The 22,332-nt window shown below is 60.6% G+C and carries 21 protein-coding genes; 10 read left to right on the plus strand and 11 right to left on the minus strand.

Going from position 1 to position 22,332, the window contains the following annotated elements; translation table 11 throughout:
- Positions 1 to 56: 56 nt before the first annotated feature.
- Together rpsT and Q4B98_RS01385 are read right to left on the minus strand one after the other, a co-directional pair.
- Entirely contained in the window at positions 57 to 323 is a 267-nt protein-coding gene (rpsT, locus tag Q4B98_RS01380; protein WP_303194905.1) for a 30S ribosomal protein S20, read from the minus strand.
- Positions 324 to 448: 125 nt separating this feature from the next.
- Positions 449 to 2,362, minus strand: coding sequence for an alpha-amylase family protein (locus Q4B98_RS01385; protein ID WP_303194907.1), 1,914 nt, complete (start codon positions 2,360 to 2,362; stop codon positions 449 to 451).
- Positions 2,363 to 2,490: 128 nt separating this feature from the next.
- Here Q4B98_RS01385 and lepA point away from each other — a divergent pair, with 128 nt between their 5' ends.
- From lepA to menD, 3 genes are read left to right on the plus strand one after another with little or no spacing between them, the layout of a single operon-like run.
- A complete protein-coding gene (gene lepA, locus Q4B98_RS01390) occupies positions 2,491 to 4,338 on the plus strand; it encodes a translation elongation factor 4 (RefSeq protein WP_303194909.1) in 1,848 nt (615 codons plus the stop codon).
- Between the two features lie 23 nt (positions 4,339 to 4,361).
- Entirely contained in the window at positions 4,362 to 5,345 is a 984-nt protein-coding gene (locus Q4B98_RS01395) for an o-succinylbenzoate synthase (RefSeq protein ID WP_303195568.1), read from the plus strand.
- 4 nt (positions 5,346 to 5,349) lie between these two features.
- Positions 5,350 to 6,894 (plus strand): 2-succinyl-5-enolpyruvyl-6-hydroxy-3-cyclohexene-1-carboxylic-acid synthase, encoded by a 1,545-nt coding sequence (menD, locus tag Q4B98_RS01400; RefSeq protein ID WP_303194910.1) that lies wholly within the window; start codon positions 5,350 to 5,352, stop codon positions 6,892 to 6,894.
- A 29-nt stretch (positions 6,895 to 6,923) separates the two neighbouring features.
- Here the strand turns inward: menD and Q4B98_RS01405 are convergent, their stop codons facing one another.
- From Q4B98_RS01405 to Q4B98_RS01420, 4 genes are all read right to left on the minus strand, one after another.
- The gene (locus Q4B98_RS01405) at positions 6,924 to 8,114 is read right to left on the minus strand and encodes an isochorismate synthase MenF (RefSeq protein WP_303194911.1); all 1,191 of its coding nucleotides are present in this window, start codon (positions 8,112 to 8,114) and stop codon (positions 6,924 to 6,926) included.
- A gap of 88 nt (positions 8,115 to 8,202) precedes the next feature.
- The gene (locus Q4B98_RS01410; RefSeq protein WP_303194913.1) at positions 8,203 to 9,369 is read right to left on the minus strand and encodes an AMP-binding protein; all 1,167 of its coding nucleotides are present in this window, start codon (positions 9,367 to 9,369) and stop codon (positions 8,203 to 8,205) included.
- Positions 9,370 to 9,408: 39 nt separating this feature from the next.
- The gene (locus Q4B98_RS01415; RefSeq protein ID WP_303195569.1) at positions 9,409 to 10,344 is read right to left on the minus strand and encodes a 1,4-dihydroxy-2-naphthoyl-CoA synthase; all 936 of its coding nucleotides are present in this window, start codon (positions 10,342 to 10,344) and stop codon (positions 9,409 to 9,411) included.
- A 50-nt stretch (positions 10,345 to 10,394) separates the two neighbouring features.
- On the minus strand, positions 10,395 to 10,943 hold the full coding sequence (locus Q4B98_RS01420; protein ID WP_303195570.1) for a rhomboid family intramembrane serine protease: 549 nt from the start codon (positions 10,941 to 10,943) through the stop codon (positions 10,395 to 10,397).
- Positions 10,944 to 11,166: 223 nt separating this feature from the next.
- Between Q4B98_RS01420 and Q4B98_RS01425 the strand changes: the two genes are divergently transcribed.
- Positions 11,167 to 11,634 (plus strand): AMP-binding protein, encoded by a 468-nt coding sequence (locus Q4B98_RS01425; protein ID WP_303194915.1) that lies wholly within the window; start codon positions 11,167 to 11,169, stop codon positions 11,632 to 11,634.
- 208 nt (positions 11,635 to 11,842) lie between these two features.
- On the opposite strand, the gene Q4B98_RS01430 is transcribed toward Q4B98_RS01425, so the two are convergent.
- Genes Q4B98_RS01430 through Q4B98_RS01440 form a run of 3 tightly spaced genes read right to left on the minus strand, consistent with a single transcriptional unit; the run spans position 11,843 to position 14,974 of the window.
- On the minus strand, positions 11,843 to 12,697 hold the full coding sequence (locus Q4B98_RS01430) for a carbohydrate ABC transporter permease (protein WP_303194917.1): 855 nt from the start codon (positions 12,695 to 12,697) through the stop codon (positions 11,843 to 11,845).
- The gene (locus Q4B98_RS01435; RefSeq protein WP_303194919.1) at positions 12,690 to 13,685 is read right to left on the minus strand and encodes a carbohydrate ABC transporter permease; all 996 of its coding nucleotides are present in this window, start codon (positions 13,683 to 13,685) and stop codon (positions 12,690 to 12,692) included. The genes Q4B98_RS01430 and Q4B98_RS01435 overlap by 8 nt, the downstream gene beginning before the upstream one ends.
- Positions 13,682 to 14,974 (minus strand): ABC transporter substrate-binding protein, encoded by a 1,293-nt coding sequence (locus Q4B98_RS01440; RefSeq protein WP_303194920.1) that lies wholly within the window; start codon positions 14,972 to 14,974, stop codon positions 13,682 to 13,684. Before Q4B98_RS01440 ends, Q4B98_RS01435 begins: the two co-directional genes overlap by 4 nt.
- A 150-nt stretch (positions 14,975 to 15,124) precedes the next feature.
- Between Q4B98_RS01440 and hemW the strand changes: the two genes are divergently transcribed.
- The 3 genes from hemW to Q4B98_RS01455 all read left to right on the plus strand — a co-directional run bounded on the left by hemW (position 15,125) and on the right by Q4B98_RS01455 (position 18,023).
- Positions 15,125 to 16,303 (plus strand): radical SAM family heme chaperone HemW, encoded by a 1,179-nt coding sequence (gene hemW, locus Q4B98_RS01445; RefSeq protein WP_303194922.1) that lies wholly within the window; start codon positions 15,125 to 15,127, stop codon positions 16,301 to 16,303.
- A gap of 83 nt (positions 16,304 to 16,386) precedes the next feature.
- On the plus strand, positions 16,387 to 17,265 hold the full coding sequence (locus tag Q4B98_RS01450; RefSeq protein WP_303195571.1) for a DUF3097 domain-containing protein: 879 nt from the start codon (positions 16,387 to 16,389) through the stop codon (positions 17,263 to 17,265).
- Entirely contained in the window at positions 17,262 to 18,023 is a 762-nt protein-coding gene (locus tag Q4B98_RS01455) for an inositol monophosphatase (protein WP_303194923.1), read from the plus strand. Before Q4B98_RS01450 ends, Q4B98_RS01455 begins: the two co-directional genes overlap by 4 nt.
- A gap of 22 nt (positions 18,024 to 18,045) precedes the next feature.
- On the opposite strand, the gene Q4B98_RS01460 is transcribed toward Q4B98_RS01455, so the two are convergent.
- Positions 18,046 to 18,729: an MBL fold metallo-hydrolase gene (locus Q4B98_RS01460; RefSeq protein WP_303194925.1), complete on the minus strand. Its 684-nt coding sequence runs from the start codon at positions 18,727 to 18,729 to the stop codon at positions 18,046 to 18,048.
- A 143-nt stretch (positions 18,730 to 18,872) separates the two neighbouring features.
- On the opposite strand from Q4B98_RS01460, the gene hrcA reads away from it, so the two are divergent.
- The 3 genes from hrcA to Q4B98_RS01475 are packed head-to-tail and all read left to right on the plus strand — an operon-like array spanning position 18,873 to position 21,802.
- On the plus strand, positions 18,873 to 19,892 hold the full coding sequence (gene hrcA, locus Q4B98_RS01465; protein ID WP_303194926.1) for a heat-inducible transcriptional repressor HrcA: 1,020 nt from the start codon (positions 18,873 to 18,875) through the stop codon (positions 19,890 to 19,892).
- Positions 19,893 to 19,895: 3 nt separating this feature from the next.
- On the plus strand, positions 19,896 to 21,071 hold the full coding sequence (dnaJ, locus tag Q4B98_RS01470) for a molecular chaperone DnaJ (RefSeq protein WP_303194928.1): 1,176 nt from the start codon (positions 19,896 to 19,898) through the stop codon (positions 21,069 to 21,071).
- The gene (locus Q4B98_RS01475) at positions 21,068 to 21,802 is read left to right on the plus strand and encodes a 16S rRNA (uracil(1498)-N(3))-methyltransferase (RefSeq protein WP_303194930.1); all 735 of its coding nucleotides are present in this window, start codon (positions 21,068 to 21,070) and stop codon (positions 21,800 to 21,802) included. The genes dnaJ and Q4B98_RS01475 overlap by 4 nt, the downstream gene beginning before the upstream one ends.
- Before the next feature lie 110 nt (positions 21,803 to 21,912).
- On the opposite strand, the gene Q4B98_RS01480 is transcribed toward Q4B98_RS01475, so the two are convergent.
- Complete coding sequence (locus tag Q4B98_RS01480; protein WP_303194932.1) at positions 21,913 to 22,332, minus strand: DoxX family protein; 420 nt, start codon at positions 22,330 to 22,332, stop codon at positions 21,913 to 21,915.

The raw sequence follows: 22,332 nt of genomic DNA on the forward strand, positions 1-22,332 counted from the left end.
GCCTCGACCACCCAGTGGGTCGAGGCGCTGTGCGAATCCCCGCAGGGGAGGAAAACTCAGGCGGCCAGCGAGTTGAGCTTCTTGGAGATGGCCGACTTACGGTTGGCGGCCTGGTTCTTGTGAATAACACCCTTCGACACGGCCTTGTCGAGCTGACGGTTGGCGATCCTAGCCGCCTTAGTGGCGGCCTCGACATCGCCGGCCTCAGCGGCGCGGCGGAAGTTGCGCACATAGGTGCGCAGGGCGGATTTGACGGCCTTGTTACGTTGGCGCGCCTTCTCGTTGGTCTTCACGCGCTTAATCTGCGACTTGATGTTCGGCACTGGGCAGCCTCTGATTCCTCGATCGATGTACGTAGAAAGCGCCAAACAGGCGCGACAGGACACGCTACCAAATGAGCGCGGTCGCCCCCAAATCGTTCGTAGTTTTAGCCCGAGTCTCGGGGCCATCACTGTCCAGATCTGGCGCTCAACCATAGACAGTCATAAGGGGCCAGCCGAAGATTCATCGGGGTGAGATCGTAGTCGAACCCGCTCAATAGCTCGGTGACGACATCGTCGAGCTCAGATCGCAAAGATTCCATCGGGAACCAGACCTCATGTTCACTGACGTTGTACAGCTCGATCATCCGGCCCTCCGGATGTGGTCGTCCCCACATGATGACCTTGCGGCTGGGAGAGGGCAGCACGACTGTCTCGACTGAGGCGTGGAACTCGGGGCTGCGACGTCGAGCATTGATGGCGCGGCGTACCCCGCGCCAGATTCGACCCGCGACACTGTGGGGTTCGTCCTGAGCTTGCTCCACCAAAGACCAATCCATCGCCGGGCGATGAGCCCACCGGTTGTCGTCGCCATGATCGGGATCGCCCTGCCAATCGTCGTTGAGCATTCCGACCTCGTCGCCCATCCAGATGAGCGGCACGCCCCCGTAACCGAGAATCGCGGTGTGTAGCAGAACAATGCGGGCAATGGCGGCGTCGATGAGGGCCGGATCTTTGGCCTCTAGAGCGCTCTCCAACCCGGCCAAACTGGCCAGCGAGCCACTGATGTGGCTTTCCCCAGTCTCGGGGTTGTCCTGAAAGGTCAACCCACGGGCGAAAGATCCGGGGAAATCTCCGGAGTAGAACTGCGAGAGGAAGTGACGGTGGGCGACGGGGTCCAACCCGGTTTCGCGGGCGTCCGCGTCATCGATCACCCAACCGATGTCATCGTGACATCGTGCATAAGTGGCCCAGGTCGTGGTCGAGGGCTTGTCGGGAACCCGGCTCAATGCCGTTTCCATGAGACTCACATCGCGGGTGGCCAGGGAGTTCCACAGCTGCACCATGAGGCTGTTGTGGTAGGCCACATCCGACACTTTGCCCCAGTGGCGGCCCTGCCCCAAGTACTCAGTGAGGTCGCCCGGGCCGACAACCGTCTGGGTCTCGAAAGCCACCGCAGGAGCGACGATTCGTATCGCCTGACGCAGCGACTGGGTGATGTCGTGAACCTGGGGAAGGTTCTGGCAGGTAGTACCGAGCTGTTTCCAGATGAAGGAGATGGTGTCTAGGCGGAAGACCTCAACTCCCCGGTTGGCGAGGGCGCACATGAGGTCGAGAAACTCACAAAAGACGTCGGGATTGGACCAGTTGAGATCCCACTGGAACTCATTAAATGTCGTCCAGACCCAGCCGTGACAGTCATCGCTCCAAGTGAAATTGCCATGCGCAAAGTGAGGGAAAACCTCAGGGAGATTCCTTTCCCAGCCGTCAACCTCCTGCTGAGTTTGCAGGATGTGGAAGTAATCCCGGTACTTCTGCTGACCGGCGCGAGCCCGCTGAGCCCATTCATGCTCGGCGGCGACGTGGTTGACGACCACATCCATGACCAAGGAGATCCCGTGGTTGCGCAGCGTAGCCGTCAGGGTGGAAAGGTCGTCGATCGTGCCCAGATCGGTGCGGATGGTGCGATGGTCAGCGACAGCGTAGCCGCCGTCATTGGCTCCTTGCCGTGGTGTCAGCAGGGGCATGAGGTGCAAGTATCGCACTCCCATCTCAGACAGATGATCCAGGTGATCGTTGATACCCGCGAGAGTGCCTGCGAAACGATCGGTGTAGGCGGTGTATCCGATCATGCATGGCTGTTGCAGCCAGTCGGGTTCCAGCAGCCGAGCCTCGTCGAGGCGCTTGAGATCCTCAGGGCGCTTTGCGATCCGGGTGAGAAGGATGTCGCGTATTCTTTGCAGGGTTTCGTCAGCGCGATCGCCATAAACCTTGCTCAGGCCAATCCATAGATCGGGTAGGTAACGGTCCCACCGGAGGTCGAAGGATTGTTGGGTGGACGGATCGAGGCTCACGTTGGGGAGACTGTCGTCGGCGACCATGATTCGAGCCTAGTCGACCCGGGCGTAAGAACTGACGGTGCGGTCGCCCGACGTGAGGTGAACGCGGTGTCGTCGGGGCGTGAGAGACTGGAAATTGAGCCGGGCATTCCCGGCACCATCGTCGAGACATGAGGGAGCAGATGTCCGCGCCTCAGCCTGGCAGCACAGATCCAGCCGTCATTCGGAATTTCTGCATCATCGCACACATCGACCACGGCAAGTCGACCTTGGCCGACCGTATGCTGCAGATCACCGGTGTTCTTGACGAGCGCAGCGCTCGCGCTCAGTACCTAGACCGTATGGATATCGAGCGGGAACGCGGCATTACCATCAAGTCGCAGGCGGTGCGAATGCCATGGGAGGTCGATGACGTCACCTACATCCTCAATATGATCGACACTCCCGGTCACGTCGACTTCTCTTACGAGGTATCGCGGTCCCTGCAAGCCTGTGAGGGGGCGATTTTGCTCGTTGACGCAGCCCAGGGTATTGAGGCGCAGACCCTGGCCAATCTGTACTTGGCCTTGGAGGCCGACCTGGAGATCATTCCGGTCCTCAACAAGATTGATCTCCCAGGTGCCGAACCAGATCGCCACGCCGCTGAGATCGCCGGAATCATTGGGTGCGATGAGTCGGAGGTGCTGCGCGTCTCGGCGAAGACCGGTGACGGGGTTGATGATCTGCTCAACACCATCGTTGCCGAGGTGCCTGCCCCGGAAGGCGTGGCCGACGCCCCGGCCCGTGCCCTCATCTTCGACTCTGTGTATGACACGTATCGCGGCGTTGTCACCTATGTTCGTGTCGTTGACGGCGAGCTGCGTCACCGCGAGAAGATCCGCATGATGAGTACCGGGGCTGCTCACGAGGTACTTGAAATCGGGGTCATCTCCCCGGAGATGGTTCCCGCTGCCGGGCTGTCGGTTGGGGAGGTCGGTTACCTCATAACCGGAGTGAAAGACGTCCGCCAGTCTCGAGTCGGTGACACCGTCACCAATGCTGCCAAGCCCTCCGAGAAGGACCTTGGTGGGTACCAGCATCCCAAACCAATGGTGTACGCGGGACTCTTTCCGATTGACGCCAAGGACTTTCCGGACCTGCGCGACGCCCTCGACAAATTGCAGCTCAATGACGCCGCCCTCATCTACGAGCCGGAAACGTCGACGGCTCTGGGATTCGGTTTCCGCGTCGGCTTCCTCGGTTTGTTGCATATGGAGATCGTGCGTGAGCGTCTGGAACGCGAGTTCGATCTTGACCTCATCTCGACGGCCCCGTCGGTGGTGCACCACGTCCTCATGGAGGACGGGTCGACGGTGACTGTCACCAATCCGTCGGAGTATCCGACCTCCGGGCGAATCGCCGAGGTGCGGGAGCCGATCGTCGACGCCACCATTCTGAGTCCCGCTGAGTACATCGGTGCCATCCTCGAGTTGTGTCAGCAGCGTCGCGGGGTTCAGCAGGGGCTGGAATATCTGTCTGCAGATCGCGTGGAAATCCGGTATCGCCTGCCGCTCTCGGAGATCGTTTTCGATTTCTTTGACCAGCTCAAGTCCCGCACCAAGGGTTACGCTTCGCTCGATTACCATGAAGCTGGCGAGCAAGCTGCTGATCTCGTCAAGGTCGATATCTTGCTCAATGGGGATCCGGTTGACGCGCTCAGCTCGATCGTCCACCGCGATAAGTCCTATTCCTATGGCGTCGCAATGGCTGCCAAGCTCAAGGAACTCATCCCGCGTCAGCAGTTCGAGGTGCCCATTCAGGCCGCGATCGGTGCCCGGGTTATTGCGCGCGAGACCATTCGCGCCGTCCGTAAGGATGTGCTGGCCAAGTGTTACGGCGGAGACATCTCCCGAAAACGCAAGTTGTTGGAGAAGCAGAAGGCCGGTAAGAAGCGGATGAAGGTGGTCGGCTCGGTCGAAGTGCCGCAGGAGGCCTTTGTGGCTGCTTTGCGTACCGGCGAGTCGACGGAGAAAAAGTGAGTTCCCAGCTGAGAGCCCATCGGATGCAGGTTCCGCCGCAGCTTGCTGACTGCGGAATCGACCAGATGGTTGCCTTCACGGTGCCGCTGACGGTGATGTTCCGTGGCATTGAGGTGCGGGAGGGAACCCTCATGCACGGTCCGGAAGGGTGGGGAGAGTGGTCCCCGTTCTGGGATTACGGCCCGGTTGAGTCTGCTGCCTGGCTGCGCGCCGGGATTGAGGGTGCCACCCAACCGGTACCGCCGACTCGACGAGATCACATCCCGGTGAACGTTACCATTCCGGTTGTCGGCCCCGATCGGGCCCGGACAATGGCGGCCGAGTCGGCCTGCACCACTGCCAAGGTCAAGGTTGCTGATCCTCGCAGCGAGCTACGCGACGACTGTCGACGGGTCGCCGCAGTACGCCAGGCCATGCCAGGTGGCCGGATTCGGGTAGACGCAAACGGCGCTTGGGACGTCGAGACGGCGGTGCGGGCTATCGGCGAACTTGACGCCGCTGCTGAGGGATTGGAATATGTCGAGCAGCCTTGTCCCCAGGTTGACCAGCTGGCGCAAGTGCGGCGCCAAGTGAAGGTCCCAATAGCAGCAGACGAATCGGTGCGCCGTGCCGAGGACCCGGTTGCGGTCGCACGAGCCGGAGCAGCCGATCTCATTATCGTCAAGGTCCAGCCGCTGGCCGGTATCTCGCGAGTCCTTGAGGTCATCGACGCTGCCGGGTTGCCAGTCGTTGTCTCCTCGGCCCTGGACACCAGCGTTGGTATTGGACTGGCGACCTATCTGGCCGCTGCCTTGCCCAGCCTCGATCATGCCTGCGGCCTAGGAACCCTAAGGCTTTTCGACGGTGACGTCAGTGATTCACCGCTGATACCTGTCGATGGTTACCTGACACCGCAGCGCGCCGTGGTTGACGTCGAGGCTGACAATCCCGACGATGATCTGTGCTTGAGATGGGCTAAGCGTCTGGATCTGACCTTGGCTGCATTGGCCGACGTGGAACGGAGATAAGGCTGTGAACTCCTCCACCGCAGTGGCCCGACGACTGGTGAATGCCCTTGTCGGAGCCGGGGTCGAAGATGTCGTCTACTGTCCCGGATCGCGCGACGCCCCCCTTGGTTACGCTCTTGCTGACGCCGAAACAGCACGGTGGTTACGGGTTCATGTTCGCCTCGACGAACGTTCTGCCGGATTCGTCGCCCTGGGACTGTCACGAGCTTCGATTCTGGAAGGACTGTGGCGCCCAGCTGTCGTCGTGACAACCTCCGGGACAGCGGTGGCCAACCTGCACCCAGCAGTGTTGGAGGCCGATGCCAGCGGGGTTCCGCTCATCGTGTGTTCTGCTGATCGTCCCCACGAGATGTGGCAGACCGGCGCGAACCAGACCACCACCCAGGAAGGCATCTACGGGACGGCACCAAGGTTTTTCGGTGCCATTCCTGCCGGTTATCCCGCCGACGACCGTCTCGACGGACTTGTGTTTCGCGCTGTCACGGCTGCCAGCGGGGCACTGTCGGCGGACCCTGGCCCGGTCCATCTCAATGTCGGATTCCGAGACCCACTTGTCCCAGACAAGCCGTGGCATTGTGTCGCGCCCCAGCCCCGAATCGTTGACAACCTCGTCAGGACGTCAACCGAGGTCGCTATGCCTTCCCGCACTGTTGTCGTCGCTGGTGACGGTGCCGGTCGTGGCGCAGTTACCGTCGCTGAGGAGGGCTGCTGGCCACTTCTCGCTGAGCCGACCTCTGGGGCACGAGTGGGGGATAACGCGCTCACTGACTACCAAGGTGTGCTCGGAACTGATTTGGCTGATGAGGTTGAGGCCGTTCTTGTTTTCGGCCATCCCACCTTGTCGCGTCCTGTCACACAGCTGCTGGCCAACCACCCCGTCACCGTCGTTACTGACCGCTGCCGGTGGACTGACGTCGCTGGTGGTGCCCGAGTTGTCCCTGGATCCGCCACTGTGCGCTCCATCGCCCGGGACGAGGAATGGCTGGCCAGGTGGAAACACGCCGACTCTCCTTCGTTCGTCACCCGGAAAGACGAGATCTGCGCGGCTATCTGGGCCGACGCCTGTCGCGGGGAGGGGCCGCTTCTTGTGCTCGGTGCCTCTGCCGTCATTCGTTCCTTCGACCGGTGTGCTGTCCCCGGCCAGCGAGGACCGGTAGCGATCGCCAACCGTGGACTGGCCGGTATCGACGGCACCATCTCGACCGGTGTAGGCCTGCATATGGGGCTGGGGATGCCGGTGCGAGTCGTCGTCGGAGACCTCACCGCTGCCCACGACGCGACTGCTCTCCTCAGGGGAGCCGCAGAACGCGATGTCGATGTCCAAGCCGTCGTGCTCAATGACGCTGGGGGAGCGATTTTCGCCGGCTTGGAACATGCTGCTGCTCCTCGTCCGGTCTTGGAGAGGTTCTTTCTTACCCCTCAGCAGCTCGATCTGGAGGGGTTGGCGAAGGCCGTGGGGGCCAGCTATCGTCGCGTCGACACTACGGATTTTCTGGCTGAACCTGTGTGTGGACGCAGCATTGTCGAGGTGACATTGCCCCGGGTCTGAAGCCTCGACGGCCTCTCAGCTCCAGCTTTTTAACCCTCCAGGACCGACTTGAAGGCCTCCATCTTGGCCCCGGTCTCAATCCACTCCTTGTCCGGGTCGGAGCTGGGCATGATTCCAGCGCCAGCATGGACCCGCACAGATCGGTTGTCGTTAGAGAACTGGCCGCAGCGTAGAGCCAAAGCCCACTGGCCGGAGCCGTCTGGCGACATCCAGCCGACAGGCCCGGCGAACCGCCCGCGGTCGACGACCTCGGTCTGCTCAATGAACTGGTAGGCGAGTTCTCGTGGAGTGCCGCATACCGCTGCCGTGGGATGGATGACATCGACGATCTGGGCAGCGTTCGTCGTGCCGACCCTCGCGGTGATGTCGGTGGCCAGGTGGGTGACATTGGGCAGTTCCAACAGGAAGGGGCCTCGAACCGCAGGATCAGACAGTCCCGCCTCGGCTAATCGTCGGGTCACCGAAGTAACCGCGAGCTCATGCTCACGATGTTCCTTGGGGTCTTGCAGCAACTCATGAGACCAGGATGGCTTGCGAGTGCCGGCAAGTACCCGACACCGGAACAGGCCGTCGCGGCAGTCGACGAGCAGTTCTGGAGTTGCCCCAACAAGACCATCGTGGCAGTAAGTCCAGCAGCCACTGAACTTCTCCGAGAGTCTGGCAGCGACAAGTCCGCGATTCATCGGGGCAGACGCCTGGATGGTCACTGACCGGGAGAGCACCACTTTTTCCAAGTCCGAGTCCTCAGACAGCCGGGTGGTCGCGGAGGCGACGGCTTGCCGCCAGTGGTCGGCGTCAAGGTCGGGAAGCTGGGTGTCAATGACTGGCAGGTCGGAATCATCACCGCGTACCAGGGCGGATTGTGCACCAAAGACGAGGGTGGGCTCGCCCAAGTGATGACGTACGAGGAGGACAGCGGGGACGACGAGGAATCCCTCCTCGTCACGGGAAAACGGGAAAGAACCGAAAGCTACCGGAGCTGAGCCAGGGTGTTCAGCAACCCACGACGAATAGGCCTGGTATGCGTTCTGGACGGCACCATGGCCGTGTGCGGTGAAACGGGCTTGCTCTCCCCAACCGACCATAGCTGGAGCGTCGTCGGTGTCGGGGGCCACCCATATCCATGGCTCTGCCTCCGGCGGGCAGTAGCGACGCGCCGCGTTCAACCATCGAGCCCCACTTGCAGCGGACAGGTCGAGATCGCAGGACAAGGTGTGCACGAGGGGAAATGCTACTCCGGACGCGTCGTCAGGCCGTGTAATCGCCGTGGAGCCAGCACTTGGGATTGCGACGGTAGATACGCCTGAGTCATCGCATCCACGCAGATCCATCATCCCTGGCCTGCTGAGCCAGACTGCGCACCTTGAGTCGATCTACCTTTCCGGAAGCCAGCATGGGAATAGCTTCAGCTGACACGACGACCTGAGGACGTAATTCGCGGGGCAGATCGACGGCCTCCCGGATGTGCTCTGGATTCCGACAGCCGGTGACAACTGCGGTGACGACCTGACCCCACCGCTGATCGGGCAGACCGACGACGACGCAGTTCTTGACCAACCCGGTTGCAGTTACTGCGCGGGCCACGTGGTCAGGGGAGATCTTGAGCCCACCGGAGACGATGAGGTCGTCGACGCGACCCTCGACGACGAGACGACCGTCCTGCCAGTGGGCGATATCCCCGGTGAGGTACCAATCTCCGGTCGGACCTTCGTCGAGATACCCCGACATCACCATAGGGCCAGACAGTGACACCCGACCGTCCTCGTTCAGACGCACCTTCACACCGTCGAGGGGAATGCCGTCATAGACGCACCCGCCGCAGGTCTCGCTCATTCCATAGGTCAGTACGATCGGTATTCCAGCCGCACGCGCTTCGGCAATGAGTTGCGTGGGGGTCGCGGCACCCCCGACGAGAATTGCTGAACACCGTGTCAAAGCTTCACGAGCGGCTGGGTCAGTCATGCAATCGGTCAACTGGGTTGGAACCAAGGACAGATATACGCGAGCGGCTGGGTCCTTGTGTACCGCGTCGTCGATGGCGTCAGCCAGGGATTGAGGCGTCACCTTTCCCTCGACGACGACTACCGGGCGATCCCCGACTGCAGCTCTGGCAACCACCTGAAGTCCGGCAATGTGGTTGGGAGGAAGGGCGAGAACCCAAGTCCCGGACCCGCCAAGTCGTGCGTCTGTGGCGTGGATGGATGACAGCAGCTGAGAAGCTGAGATACCTACCAGACGCCCATGGGCAGAGGTCGACCCAGAGGTGCGCATGACCAGCCCGACCTCATCAGGCAGGAATATCGTCCGTCTCTCGACATCCTCGAGGGCAGCCACAGGGTTCTCATCGCCCCCGGCTGGCACGAGAACTGATCGCGTCGAACCATGGAACAAACGCGTCAAGCGCTCGGTCAACCAGTCGATGTCTGCTTGGGTGCGTTCTACCCGGACGACGTGCAGTCGTGCGGTTTCGGCCATCGGTCCTCCTGAGGGGTTGTCGCGTTCAGAGGTGAGGAGTCAGAAGTAATACGGGTAGGCGGACCAGTCAGGGGAGCGGTGCTCAAGGAAGGCGTCGCGACCCTCCTGAGCCTCCTCGGTCATGTACGCCATGCGCGTCGCTTCCCCGGCAAAGGCTTGCTGTCCCGCAATACCGTCGTCAACCATGTTGAAGGCGTATTTGAGCATCCGAATGGCCTGCGGCGATTTTCCGGCAATCGTCAACCCCCACTCGATGGCGGTGTTCTCCAGTTCGGTGTGGTCGACGGCGCGGTTGATGACGCCCCATTGCTCGGCCTGCTCGGCAGTGTACGTCTGGGCGAGGAAGAAAATTTCGCGGGCTCTCTTGTCACCGATCTGACGAGACAAGAGTGCTGAACCGTATCCGGCGTCGAAAGAACCGACGTTGGCGTCGACCTGCTTGAACCGAGCGTTCTGCCGGCTAGCCACAGCCAGGTCGGCTACCACCATAAGGGAGTGGCCCCCACCGGTCGTCCAGCCTGGTATGGCAGCAATGATGGGCTTGGGGGTGGTGCGCATGAGGCGTTGAACCTCAAGGATGTGGAGACGTCCCAGGCGTCCCTTGGCTATCCGCTCCCGACGGGCGTCAGTGTCCAGGTTTTCGTCGCCAGATGACTCTTCGGACTCGTACTGGTAGCCAGCAGCGCCGCGAATGCGCTGGTCGCCGCCCGAACAGAAGGAATATCCGCCGTCGCGCGGGGACGGGCCATTACCGGTCAAGATGATAGCTGCCACGTCGGGAGTACAACGAGCCGCGTCGATACAGCGGTACAATTCGTCGACGGTGTGCGGCCGAAAAGCATTGCGGATGGTCGGACGGTCGAAGGCGATCCGTACCACCGGCAGATCCTCGTCGGCCGGGGCGTGATCGACTTCTCCTCGCGAGATGAGGCGATGGAAGGTCATGTCAGTCAGGGGGTTACCCGGAAGACTGATCTCGCGCCAACGCTGTGCGTCGAAGGTGTCAGAGACGAAAGGAAGGGTGCTCACTGGGTGGAAGCTACCACCCTGTCTCTCCTGGGACGACGAGCTAACCATGATGCAGCCATGACGCCGCCGATCGCGCCACCCAGATGGGCTTGCCAAGACACCCCAGCTTGACCTGGAAGCACACCCCACAGCACCGATCCGTAGATGAAAAAGACGACGATTGCTACCAGGATGTCGCGCAGCCTCTTGGTGAATAGACCTCGGACTAGCAAATACGCCAACCAGCCAAAGACAATCCCGGAGGCTCCAAGAGTGATGGTCCCGGGCGCGCTGAACAACCATGCGAAGAGTCCCGAGCACACCGTGATGGTGAGGCCAGAGATGACCCAGGTTCGCGTCGATTCCATATAGACGAGCATGCCAAGGACGAACAGAGGTATGGAATTACCAGCCAGATGAGCCCAGCCGTAGTGCAGCCACGGGGCTGTGATGATTTCCCACAATCCTTGGCTAGTCCACGAGTGGATCCCGAACTGGTCGAGGGTGTTACCGAGCACGGTGTCGACGACTTCGAGGGTCCACATGATCGCGACGATGACAGCCATCACGCCGGCGCTACTAGCGATGGAGTTCATGCGGCTTGGTGGTTGGGTCTGACGTCGGCGGGCCGGGGTGGACGACGGAGCCAAGTAGGAAGTCATGTATCCAGTGTGTCAAACAAAAATCGGAAAAATCGTGTGAAGTTCTTCACAAATGACCCGTCAGTGTGCTTCCACCGTCTCCAAGCAATGGACGCCGCAAGGGCGGCAGAAGGTCGAGGAGGACCCTATGGCGGACCAACAAGACGTCTTCGAACCCGATCAGAGCATTATCGACAACGCTTGGGTTTCAGACTGGAAGGCTCTCGAGGAGAAGGCGAAGGCCATTGTCCACACGCACGGTGGGTATCAGGTCGGCACATACACTACCCTCAAACAGTGTTTCGACATCAAAGAAGAGGACCGCTGGTGGTGTACCGCTGATCCGGGCTGGATTACCGGCCACTCGTACCTCGTGTATGGTCCGCTGCTCAACGGCGCCACCGTGTTCATGCATGAGGGCGGACCGACCTACCCGTATCCGGACGGCTGGTGGCAGCTCGTCGAGTATTACGGCAGTACAGGCTTTTACACCGCTCCGACAGCCATCCGTACCCTCATGCGCTTTGGCGATGCTTGGGTACGTAAACATGATCTGTCCAGTTTGCGCATTCTCGGATCGGTCGGCGAGCCGATTAATCCGGAAGCCTGGCGTTGATTCCACGATGTCGTCGGCAACGGTACATGTCCTATCACCGACACGTGGTGGCAGACAGAGACAGGGATGTTCCGGATCACTACTGTTCCCGCTATGCCGCTCAAGCCAGGAGCCGCTGGTCGTCCGGTTTTCGGTCCGGAAGCCGCCGTCGTCGATGAGGCCATCCGGCGGCCCAGCCCTCTCGTGACAGCGAATTCAGGCGGTCGGCTCAGTCCATACCGGAGGTTTCTAAGCCCTGAACCAGGTAGCGCTGTAGGACAAGGAAGATGATGACGACCGGCACGATCGCCACCAGGGCACCAGCGAAGAGTTCGGAATACTTGACTCCTTGGCTCGTCATGAACCGACTTAGGGTGAGCTGGACGGTCATGGTGTTGTCCCGGGCCACCAGCAGCGGCCAGAGGAAAGAGTTCCAGGCGCCGATGAAGGTAATCGTCGACACTGCTGCGATGATCCCCTTGGAGTTGGGGACGACGATGCGCCACATGGTCGTCCACGGGTTAGCCCCGTCAAGGTGGGACGCTTCCTCCAATTCCTTGGGAAACTCCAGCAGTGACTGTCGGAACAGGTATGTCGCGAAGGCCGAGAACATCATTGGGATGATGAGACCTCGGTAGGAGTCAATCCACCCGAACCGGGTCGTCATGATGAAACTGGGCACGAAGGTGACGGTGGTCGGCACCATCAAGGTGAGGACCGTCAAACGTAGCACCACTGTCGCAGCCTTATTGCGGAACCTCGCTAGACCGTACCCGGCCATGAAACTGACGACGACCGTCAATACCGTCTGGCCGACAGCCTGGACAGCTGAGTGGAGCATAGCTCCAGACAGGTTGAGGTCAGTGTCGGAGAACAGATCCCGCAGCACCGAGAAATCGAGGTTGTCAGGTAGCCATTGCCAATCCGAAGCGACAAAGGCTTCCGAACTACTGAAGGCATTGCGAAAGATGACATAGAAAGGCAGCAGAAACAGCAGAGCCAGAATGAACAGTGCGACGATCTTAAGACCGTGAAGGAAATGTCCGGAACGGCCATTGACCATGTGGAAACGTTCGTCAACCATGAGATATCTCCTTTCGGCCAGCCCTCTTGATAGCCTTTTTCTCGCGACGTTCCTGACCGGTCATGACCCAGTTCTGGGCCAGTCCGAACAACACGATGATGGCGGTGAGAATGACGGTCCCGGCTCCACCCATGCCGAGGTCTTGATCGGCTCCACCGACGCTGACGAGGTACAGGTGTACCAGCGGGGGACGGGCGTAGGGCGGGTAGGTGCCCGAGGAGGACAGCAGGTTGTAGAACTCGTCGAAGGCTTGAAAAGCGCCGATGAGCAGAAGCATAAGGACGGCCGCGCTCACACCCCGCAGCTGTGGCAGGGTGACGTGACGTAGGGTCGCCCAGCGGCCAGCACCGTCAATGGCAGCGGCTTCATACGTATCAATGGGAATACGGTTGAGACCTGCAATGAGCAGGATCATGTAGTAGCCAATCTGCAGCCACAGCCGCAGTGAGACCAGTGCGATCCAGTACCAGTAGCCCATTCCGGACAACCAGTCGACGTTGTCACCACCGACCTTGCGCAGCAGGGAGTTGACCAGACCGAATCGGACCCCATTGAAGAAACTGAGTCTCCAGACCATCGCCGCGACGACGTAGGAACAGGCCGTCGGGATGAAGAAGGAGGAGCGGAAAAAGGCTCGAAACTTGCCGACGTTGTTGAGGGCCAGCGCGAGGGCCAGGGAGCAGATATAGGTGAGCGGGACGATGAGGATCGCGAAGACAATGAAAACCAGCATCGAGCTGCGGAACAAGGCGTCCGACAACAGATTCTGGTAGTTCGCGAAACCGACAAACGTCGTAGGGGATAAGGTCGCCCGGGCGTCGAAGAACGACAGGTACGCGCTCCAGATGATCGGGATGTAGACGAAGATGAGCAGCCCGATCAGGAACGGTGCAGTGAACAGAGCAAACCAGAGGTTGCGCCCCTGGTGCCCCCGAACCCGTTGCCACAAGCTACGGGAAGGAGGCCTGGAAACCGCCGATGAACTCACTTGGTGACGCGCTTGAGCTCTGCCTTGGCCGTCGACTGCACTCGAGCGAAGGCTGATTTCGGGTCTGTGCCCTTCTTGACCACATTCGTGAGTGCGGCACTGTAAGCGTCGGAAATCTTGGATGTCCAAAACAAGCTTGCGGCCTTGCCATACTTGTCGACCATCTCAGCGGCTTCCTTGCCGATACCACTGTTGATCCGGGAGCACTTTTTGGTGAGGTCAGGCTGCGACGGGATGTGCGTGCCGTAGGAATTTGCGAAATCGACCTGCTTGTCTGTCTGATCGATCCACAACCACTTGACGTACTCCTTGGCAGCCTCGACATCGTTGCTCGCCCCTTTGGCAGCGACGCAGGAGCCGTAGGCACCGAAGGGTATGGCCTGCCTGCCCGAGTCCCCGATGGCAGGGAACGGGATGACGCCGAAATCATCCTTCCACTTCGAGGAGATATCGCTGAGGGACCATAGGCCACCCCATTGCATAGCCGTCTCACCATTGACGAACGGGGAGGCGTCAGACCAATCCTTGGAGGCGGCAGTCAGCAGAACTCCCGACTTGTAGAAGTCACGATAGGACGTGACGGCATCAAAGAAGGACTGTTCCATGAAGGCGACGTCAGTGTGGTCGTCAGTGAGCTGTTCGAAGCCGGAAGCCCAGATGAGGAGGTTGCCGAGCACGCCGATACCGCCGTCATTACCGGCGAAGAATCCGCCCATGTCCTTGGTCTTGACGGCCTTGGCGGTGTCGACGAGTTGCTCGAAGGTGGTCGGGGCTGGCAGTTTTGCTTTCTCTAAAGCCGACTTGCGGTAGTAGATCAACTGCATGTCGACGGCCTGTGGGATCGCGTAGATCCTCCCGTCAAGGGTCATGCGGTCCAGTACGGCCTGGGAGAACTTGGATGTGGCGTCACCAATGGTGTCGGTGAGGTCGACAACCTGGTTGTTCTGAATCATGTCAAGGGTGGCGCCGTACTCGGACTCAAAAACGTCGGGAACCCCAGACCCAGACAGCAAGGTAGTGCCCAGCAGCTTCATGTAATCGGTGCCGGGGTTCCACTTCACAGTAACCGTGGCGTCCTTATAGTCCTTCGCGTAGCGAGTGACAGCCTGCTGGACGCCCTTTTCGCCATATTCGTGGTACCACTGGACGATCTTTCCGGAGTTTCCCGAAGCGACACTGGAATTCGAGCCGGTCGAGACACCACCGGTGTTCGACCCACATGCGGTCAGGACCGCCGCAGTTGCTAAACCTGCAGTTGCGCCGAGGAAGTGACGGCGAGAAAAATCCATAATGACACCTTAAGCCTCGAACTGTTGAAGATTCACCCGTCGAGTGTTCGCCATCCGGATAGTTATGCGCTGTAACGGCTCGATCAGCAGCCACCTGACCCAAGTGGCATTATGCACATACGACGCCTCACCTCGCGGCCCAGGAGGATCATGACGCACGCAGATGGTGATCTGCCACAGCTCCACCCGGCTGACGGGCCCTGGAGCGTCTACCTGCATGTACCGTTCTGTGCTTCTCGGTGCGGCTACTGCGACTTCAACACCTATGTGCTATCGGCCATGGGGGAAGACGCCGTCTCGGGTTACCTTGAGGCAGCCCATCGTGAGTTGGAACTTGCTAGGCAGATGTTGGGAGAGCGTCCGCCGGTGTCCACCGTCTTCTTCGGGGGAGGTACGCCGACGATGCTCACCCCCGAGCAGCTGGGCGAGCTTGTCGACCATCTGCGGACCCTGTGGGGTATCGACGACGACGCCGAAATCACCACGGAGGCTAACCCGGAAACACTCGACGAGGATGTGCTTTCGGGGTTGTTGGACGCCGGTATTAACCGGTTGTCCATGGGAATGCAGTCTTCCGATGAGTCGGTCCTGGCCGTCCTAGATCGTCGTCATCGCCCAGGTCGTGCCGTGGAGATGGCGAGGTTGGCCCGCAAAGTTGGATTTGACGATGTAAGCCTTGACCTTATCTTCGGAGTTCCCGGCGAGGACCTTGATTCTTGGCGACGCAGTCTCGACGCCGCGCTGTCGGCTGAACCCGACCATGTTTCCGCCTACTCCCTCATCGTGGAGGACGGCACCAGGCTGGCGGCGCGCATAAGGCGCGGTGAATTGCCCATGACCGACGAAGATGACCTTGCTGACAAATATCTCATTGCGGAGAAAACTCTGGTGGAGGCCGGATACATCAACTACGAGGTGTCGAACTGGGCTCGTCCGCGTGGGGACCGTGACCACCGGTGTCGTCACAATATGGGGTATTGGCTGGGATACGACTGGTGGGGGATAGGTCCGGGAGCCCATTCCCATGTGAATGGAACGAGATGGTGGAACGTCAAGCACCCAGCCACTTATCGCAGCAGGTTGGCCGATGGGCGTCTGCCAGTCGAGGACTACGAGGTCCTGAACAAAGAGCAACGCCATGAGGAGACGGTACTATTGCAGCTGCGGCTGGCTGATGGACTGCCGATGTCCCAGCTGACACAGCTGGAACGGCACCGGGCTGAGCGCGTCGTGACCCAGGGACTCGGGATGATCGAGAGCAATCGGTTGGTGCTCAATCTGTCGGGGCGTATGGTGGCTGACCGAATCATCACGAATCTGCTGGTGTGATGGCTCCGGAACGGGAGACATGCCAAAGGGGCAACGCCAGTTGTTTCAACTGGTGGCGCGTCATGGCTGCGCCTGGCAATACAGTGGCTACCGTGATCGACCGATATTCTCACGATGTTCTCGCAGGCGGCTGGCGCACTTCTCACATGAAGAAGAGCGTCGACATGCCATTGGAACTTGACATGGTTGTCGAGGACCCGTCGAGCGGGTACGTCGGTGCGGTCGTCGCGTGGCAGAACGGCCTGGTCGTGCTCGAGGACCGCAAGGGCAGGCGTAAATCGTTCCCTATCGGTCCGGGTTTTTGGGTCGATGGTAAGCCCGTTAACCTGTGTATTCCGCCTCGGCAAGGCACTGCAAGGATCAAGCACACGGCGTCAGGATCCATTGCAGGCGCAGCTGAGCCTGCCCGAGTTGCTCTGCCCAGTCGGATCTACGTCGAGGGCCGTCACGACGCTGAGCTCGTTGAGAAGATTTGGGGAGACGATCTGCGTCACGTCGGGGTTGTCGTGGAGTACATGGGTGGCATGGACGATCTGGTCGGAATCGTCGCTGAGTTCAAGCCGGGTCCCGGGCACCGACTGGGAGTTCTCGTCGACCACCTCGTCGCCGGGACCAAGGAATCCCGCGTGGCAGCCGAGGTGAGACGCGGTGGATATGGCGAGTACGTGATGATTACCGGGCATCGGTTCATTGACATCTGGCAGGCCATCAAACCCGAGCGGATCGGTCGCAAGGAGTGGCCGGAGGTCCCGATGGACGAGGATTTCAAGCTCGGCACCCTGAAACGTTTAGGTCTTCCTCATGCCACCCAGGCAGACGTTGGCAAGGCGTGGCAGGCCATGTTGAAAAGGGTGCGTGACTGGCACGATCTGGACCCACGGTTCAACACTGAGATGGAGAAACTCATCGATTTCGTCACGTGCGACCATGTCGACGAGTTCGACGATGAGGAGATGGCATGAGTATCGATGTCGACACGGTGTCGGACATTATTCGAGACGTCAGCGCCAGGGTCATCGATCCGGGGTTCCGGACTCTGGAGGGTTATCAGATTCACCAGAAGAAGCCTGGCGATTTCGTCACCGATGCTGACCGTCAAGCCGAGAAGGAGCTTGCTGCGGCCTTGACCGCAAAGGCTGGTGGTGTCGTTGTGGGGGAGGAGGCAGCCTTCGCTGACCCCTCCATTCTCGGGGCCGTTCCAGACGCCGACCTGGCGTGGGTCATCGATCCCATTGACGGCACGAAGAACTATGTCCATGGTTCGCTAGACCATGGTGTCATGCTAGCCCAGCTTCAGCGTGGCGAAACGGTGAGGTCGTGGATCTGGCAGCCGCAGTATGGCCATATGTGGTGTGCCGAGCGTGGTGCCGGAGTCACCTGCGACGGTGGCACAGTGACGCGGGGCGGGTCGCACACCCCGGTTCGCGCTGCGACGACCCACGAGGTATACAAGATTTCCTCGCCACGGGTGGAGTGGCGGGCGTCGAAGTGGTGCTGTGCGGTGGACTACCCGCTGATCTGTCTGGGGGAGAACGACGTCACCGTCTATCAGCACTCCTACCCGTGGGATCACTTGCCAGGCACCCTTATGGTTCGCGAACTCGGGGGCGTGGTGCGAACCGTCGATGGTGCCGAGTACGGACCTTCCGAAATGTCGGGCAAGCTCGTGGTCGCCGCTGATGAGGACGCCTACCAAGTCGTCGCTGAGCTGTTGCGCTGACCCGTTACCACCCGGACCTCAATCAGGCCAGGTGGGGAGGGACATGCCTGCTCACCGGGGTCAGCGGGATATCGGAGGGAATCCTCTCGGCAAGTTCGGCCCGCTGTTTCATCACGGCAGTGGCGTCGATGGGCTGCCCATGGCCAGGCACATAGATACCTGCCCCATCAGTGCCGGTGATGACCGAGTCGATGGCTCGCGGCCAGCCCCGGACATCGGTCGTTTCATCGGACTGTGGTTGCCCGGCAGTCTCCACGAGATCCCCGACGAACGTCACCTTCTCGTCGCGGACGATGACGACAAGATCGCCGTCGGTATGGGCGGGGCCTGGATGGATGACCTCGGCACCGAGACCACCCAAATCGACATACGCCATCAGCGAGATGGGGTGATCGACGTGGAGATGGGGGCAGTGGGCTAGGGCGGCCTCGTGCATCCAGGCTTCGACTCCTTGAAGACTTGAAAGCCCGCCGCTGTGGTCATAGTGGTGGTGGGTGACGACGACACGATCGACTGGACGCCCTAACATACCTGCTGCTGATGATGCCAAGGCTCGTCCTTGCTCAGGAGTCGATCCGGTGTCGATGAGGAGGACGTGAGTGTCGCCTGCGATCAGTCCACAGGTAACGGTTTCTGGTTCGACTGTCGTTACCCATACCCGGGGAGTGAGAGCGGACCACTGGGGAGTTTTGGGATTCGTCGACATGGCCACCAGTGTGGCACGTCGAGGTGAACCAGCTGCCAGCGAGAGAAGCAGAAGTGCTCCAGGTGAACGCGATAAGGTGGCACTCGGTGCCCGAGAGTGCCAAAGTGGGACTCGTACCCGATGGGATCGCGTGAGGAGGGATTGTGCTCGACGATCGCAAGCTCGACGTGCTCAAGGCCATCGTCACCGATTATGTTTCCAGCAAGGAACCGGTGGGTTCCAAGGCATTGGTCGAACGTCACGGACTCCAAGTGTCGCCGGCCACCGTTCGCAACGACATGGCTGTGCTGGAGGAGGAGGGGTACATCACCCACCCTCATACCAGCGCTGGTCGTATCCCAACCGACAAGGGGTACCGCCTCTTTGTTGATCGGATAGCGACCCTCAAGCCGCTGTCTGGTCCGGAGCGTCGAGCTATTCAGGCCTTCATGACCGGAGCCGTCGACCTCGATGACATCGTGCGACGCACCGTGCGGCTACTTGCCCAGATCACTCATCAGGTCGCGATTATGCAGTACCCGGTGGCGACGACGGCCACCATCCGTCACCTCGAGTTGGTGAGCCTGTCGACCGACCGTATCCTCATCGTTCTCATCATGTCGTCGGGGTCGGTGGAGCAACGGATCGTCGAGCTTCCCGGTCACGATGAGCAGAATCTCGCTGCCCTTCGCACCAGGCTTAACCGGGTTCTGGTCGGTTTGACGGTGGCGGAGGCCGCAGAGGCTCTCAACCGGCTTCTCGACGAGCTTGGACCGGTCGAGGGGTCGCGCGCAACGTCAGTCGTCGCGACCGTGCTGGAGATCCTCGCCGTCGATCCTTCTGCGCGTGTGGTGGTCGCAGGAGTTCCCAATCTCACGGCATTCGGGGCACAGTGGGAGACGACGGTGCGTCCGGTTCTGGAGGCTCTCGAGGAGCAGGTCGTCCTCATGCGGCTACTCGGCGAGGCCACCGCCGGAGAAGCCGGTGAGGTCACGGTGCGTATTGGTGCCGAGAACACTGACGTGCCTTTCCAATCCACGTCACTGGTGGCGAGCACATACGGTCCTGACGATGGTCCGTCGAGCCTCGGCGTGGTCGGACCCACCCGAATGGACTACCCCTCGACCATGGCAGCTGTGCGAGCCGTGGCCCGTTATGTCGGCCGGTTCCTGGCAGAAGGATGATCCTTGAGCAACGATTACTACGAGATTCTTGGCGTTTCCCGTGACGCGAGCGCTGACGAGATCAAAAAGGCCTATCGTCGCAAGGCCATGAAGCTCCACCCCGATGTCGCTGGACCGGGATCCGAGGAGGAGTTTAAGAAGGTCCAGGAGGCGTACGAGGTCCTCCAGGATCCCCAGAAGCGCGCTGTCTTCGACCGTGGCGGCGACCCGAATGCTCGCATGGGCGGGTTTGGTGAGGGTGGATTTAGCAGCGCTGGATTCGATTTCACCAATCTCGTTGACGCCATGTTCGGTGGCGGAACGCCGTTCGGCAGTGGCGGGCGCGGACCTCGCTCGCGGACCCGACGCGGTCAGGACGCCTTGGTCCGGATGCGGCTGAGCTTGGCTGAAGCGGTGTTCGGTGTCACCAAGCCACTGAACGTCGACACCGCTGTGGTGTGCCCCAAATGTCAAGGAAAGGGAGCTCAATCCGGCTCTGAGCCGGTGACCTGTAGCACCTGCCAAGGTCGCGGTGAGGTCATAACGGTGCAGCGGTCCTTCCTGGGTGACATTCGCACCAGCCAGCCTTGCCCGACGTGTCGGGGCTATGGCACGGTCATTCCGAATCCGTGCCAGGAGTGCTCCGGTGAGGGACGAGTACGCACCACCCGCACGATTAATGTCAAGATTCCTGCTGGTGTTGCCGACGGTAACCGGATCCACTTAGATTCTCAGGGAGAAGTGGGGCCCGGCGGCGGCCCAGCCGGCGACCTGTACATCGAGATGACGGTCAGCCCGCATGAGGTCTTTACCCGAGAGGGAGACGACCTCGAGATGGTCGTCACGATCCCGATGACGGCGGCCGCACTGGGGACTACAGTTCCGGTTCGCACCCTCGAGGCTGATCGCGAGGATTTCGAGGAGTCCGAGAAGTCAGTGACTGTTGAAGTGCCGGCTGGGACCCAGTCGGGAACCCGAATTGTCGTGCCTGAGCGTGGTGTGCCGCGACTTCGTCGGGGGGGACGAGGCGACCTTGGTGTTACCTTCATCGTCCAGACACCGAACAAGCTGGACTCCCGCCAGAAGGATTTGTTGCGTCAGTTGGCCGAGGCCCGAGGTGAGACTGAGGTGTCAGCTTGCGTGGAGAAGCCCGGGGGACGGGGCATGTTCTCCCGCATCAAAGAAGCCTTTGGCGGATGAGCGACGCCTGCTTCCTCGGGGACGTCGCCGGAGCTAGGCCCGGAACAGTAGTCCATATCACCGGTGCAGAAGGACATCATGCCGGTTCGGTGCGCCGTATCCGGGTGGGAGAGTCCGTTCTTGTCACCGATGGCGAAGGTCATGCAGTTCGTGGACCTGCTGTTGAGGTGACGAAGGGGTCTGTAAGCGTTGAGGTCACTGAGGTGCTCTCGGCTCCGGACACCGCCCATCGGTGGGTCGCCGTCCAGGCGTTACCGAAGTCAGACCGTGCTGAGCTCGCGGTGGCGACCCTCACTGAGATGGGCGTTCACGAGATCCTGGCATGGCAGGCTAGCCGCTGTATCGTGCGCTGGAAAGGTGACAAGCAAACCAAGGGTGTGGCCAAGTGGCAGGCAGCAGCCCGTGAGGCCACCAAGCAGTCGCGGCGATTCCTCGTTCCCAAGGTCGAACTGGTTCAGACTAAGGACGTTGTTGAGAGGATTCGTGCCGCCGACGCTGCCTATGTACTCCACGAATCTGCCACCGAGCCTCTGGTGCGCCAAGATCTGCCGGAGTCTGGTGAAGTGATCTTCGTCGTCGGACCTGAAGGTGGAATCACCGACCAAGAAGTTGAGTTTTTCGTCTCAGCCGGAGCCCGACCAGTGACCGTCTCCGACGGGGTATTGAGAACCTCAACAGCCGGTGTAGTCGGGCTGGCCCAGTTGCGGGCCATGGCCGATAGCGCTGAGTGATTTCTTGCACTGTCTCATGCTGGACGATTGATGGGGCCGGACGGATAATCCGTCCGGCCCCATCGTTGGCGCAGAGTATGGGCTGCCGTGACTCGACGGCAGCTGGGGAATCACTTCTTCTTGGTGCTCTTGGTGGCACCTCCCAAGGCGACGACAAGTAGACCGCCGATGAGGCTGAGGTTCTTGAAGAACTGAATTTGCTCGCCGTTTTTCTCATCGCCATCCTTCTCCCAGAAAGGATGTCCTGCAAGCGTTACGGGGACGAGTTGAGCCGCCAAGATGGTGGCAGCCAGGCGCGGCTTAATGCCGAGGGCCAGCAAGGATCCAGCGGTCAGCATGGTGCCGCCGTTGACCTTCACCAGAAGGCTGGGATCAACGTCGGGAAGCTGCGAGCGAACCGACTCGGGGAGCTTTTCGAAGAGTCCGTCGACAGCACCGGAAAGCTGATTGGCGTTCTTAATTTCGCCGAGACCTCCGGTGATGAAGATGGCCGACAGAGCAGAACGGGCGGTGAACTTGGCAAGGGACAT

Source organism: Cutibacterium sp. (assembly GCF_030525615.1).
Classification (GTDB): domain Bacteria; phylum Actinomycetota; class Actinomycetes; order Propionibacteriales; family Propionibacteriaceae; genus Cutibacterium.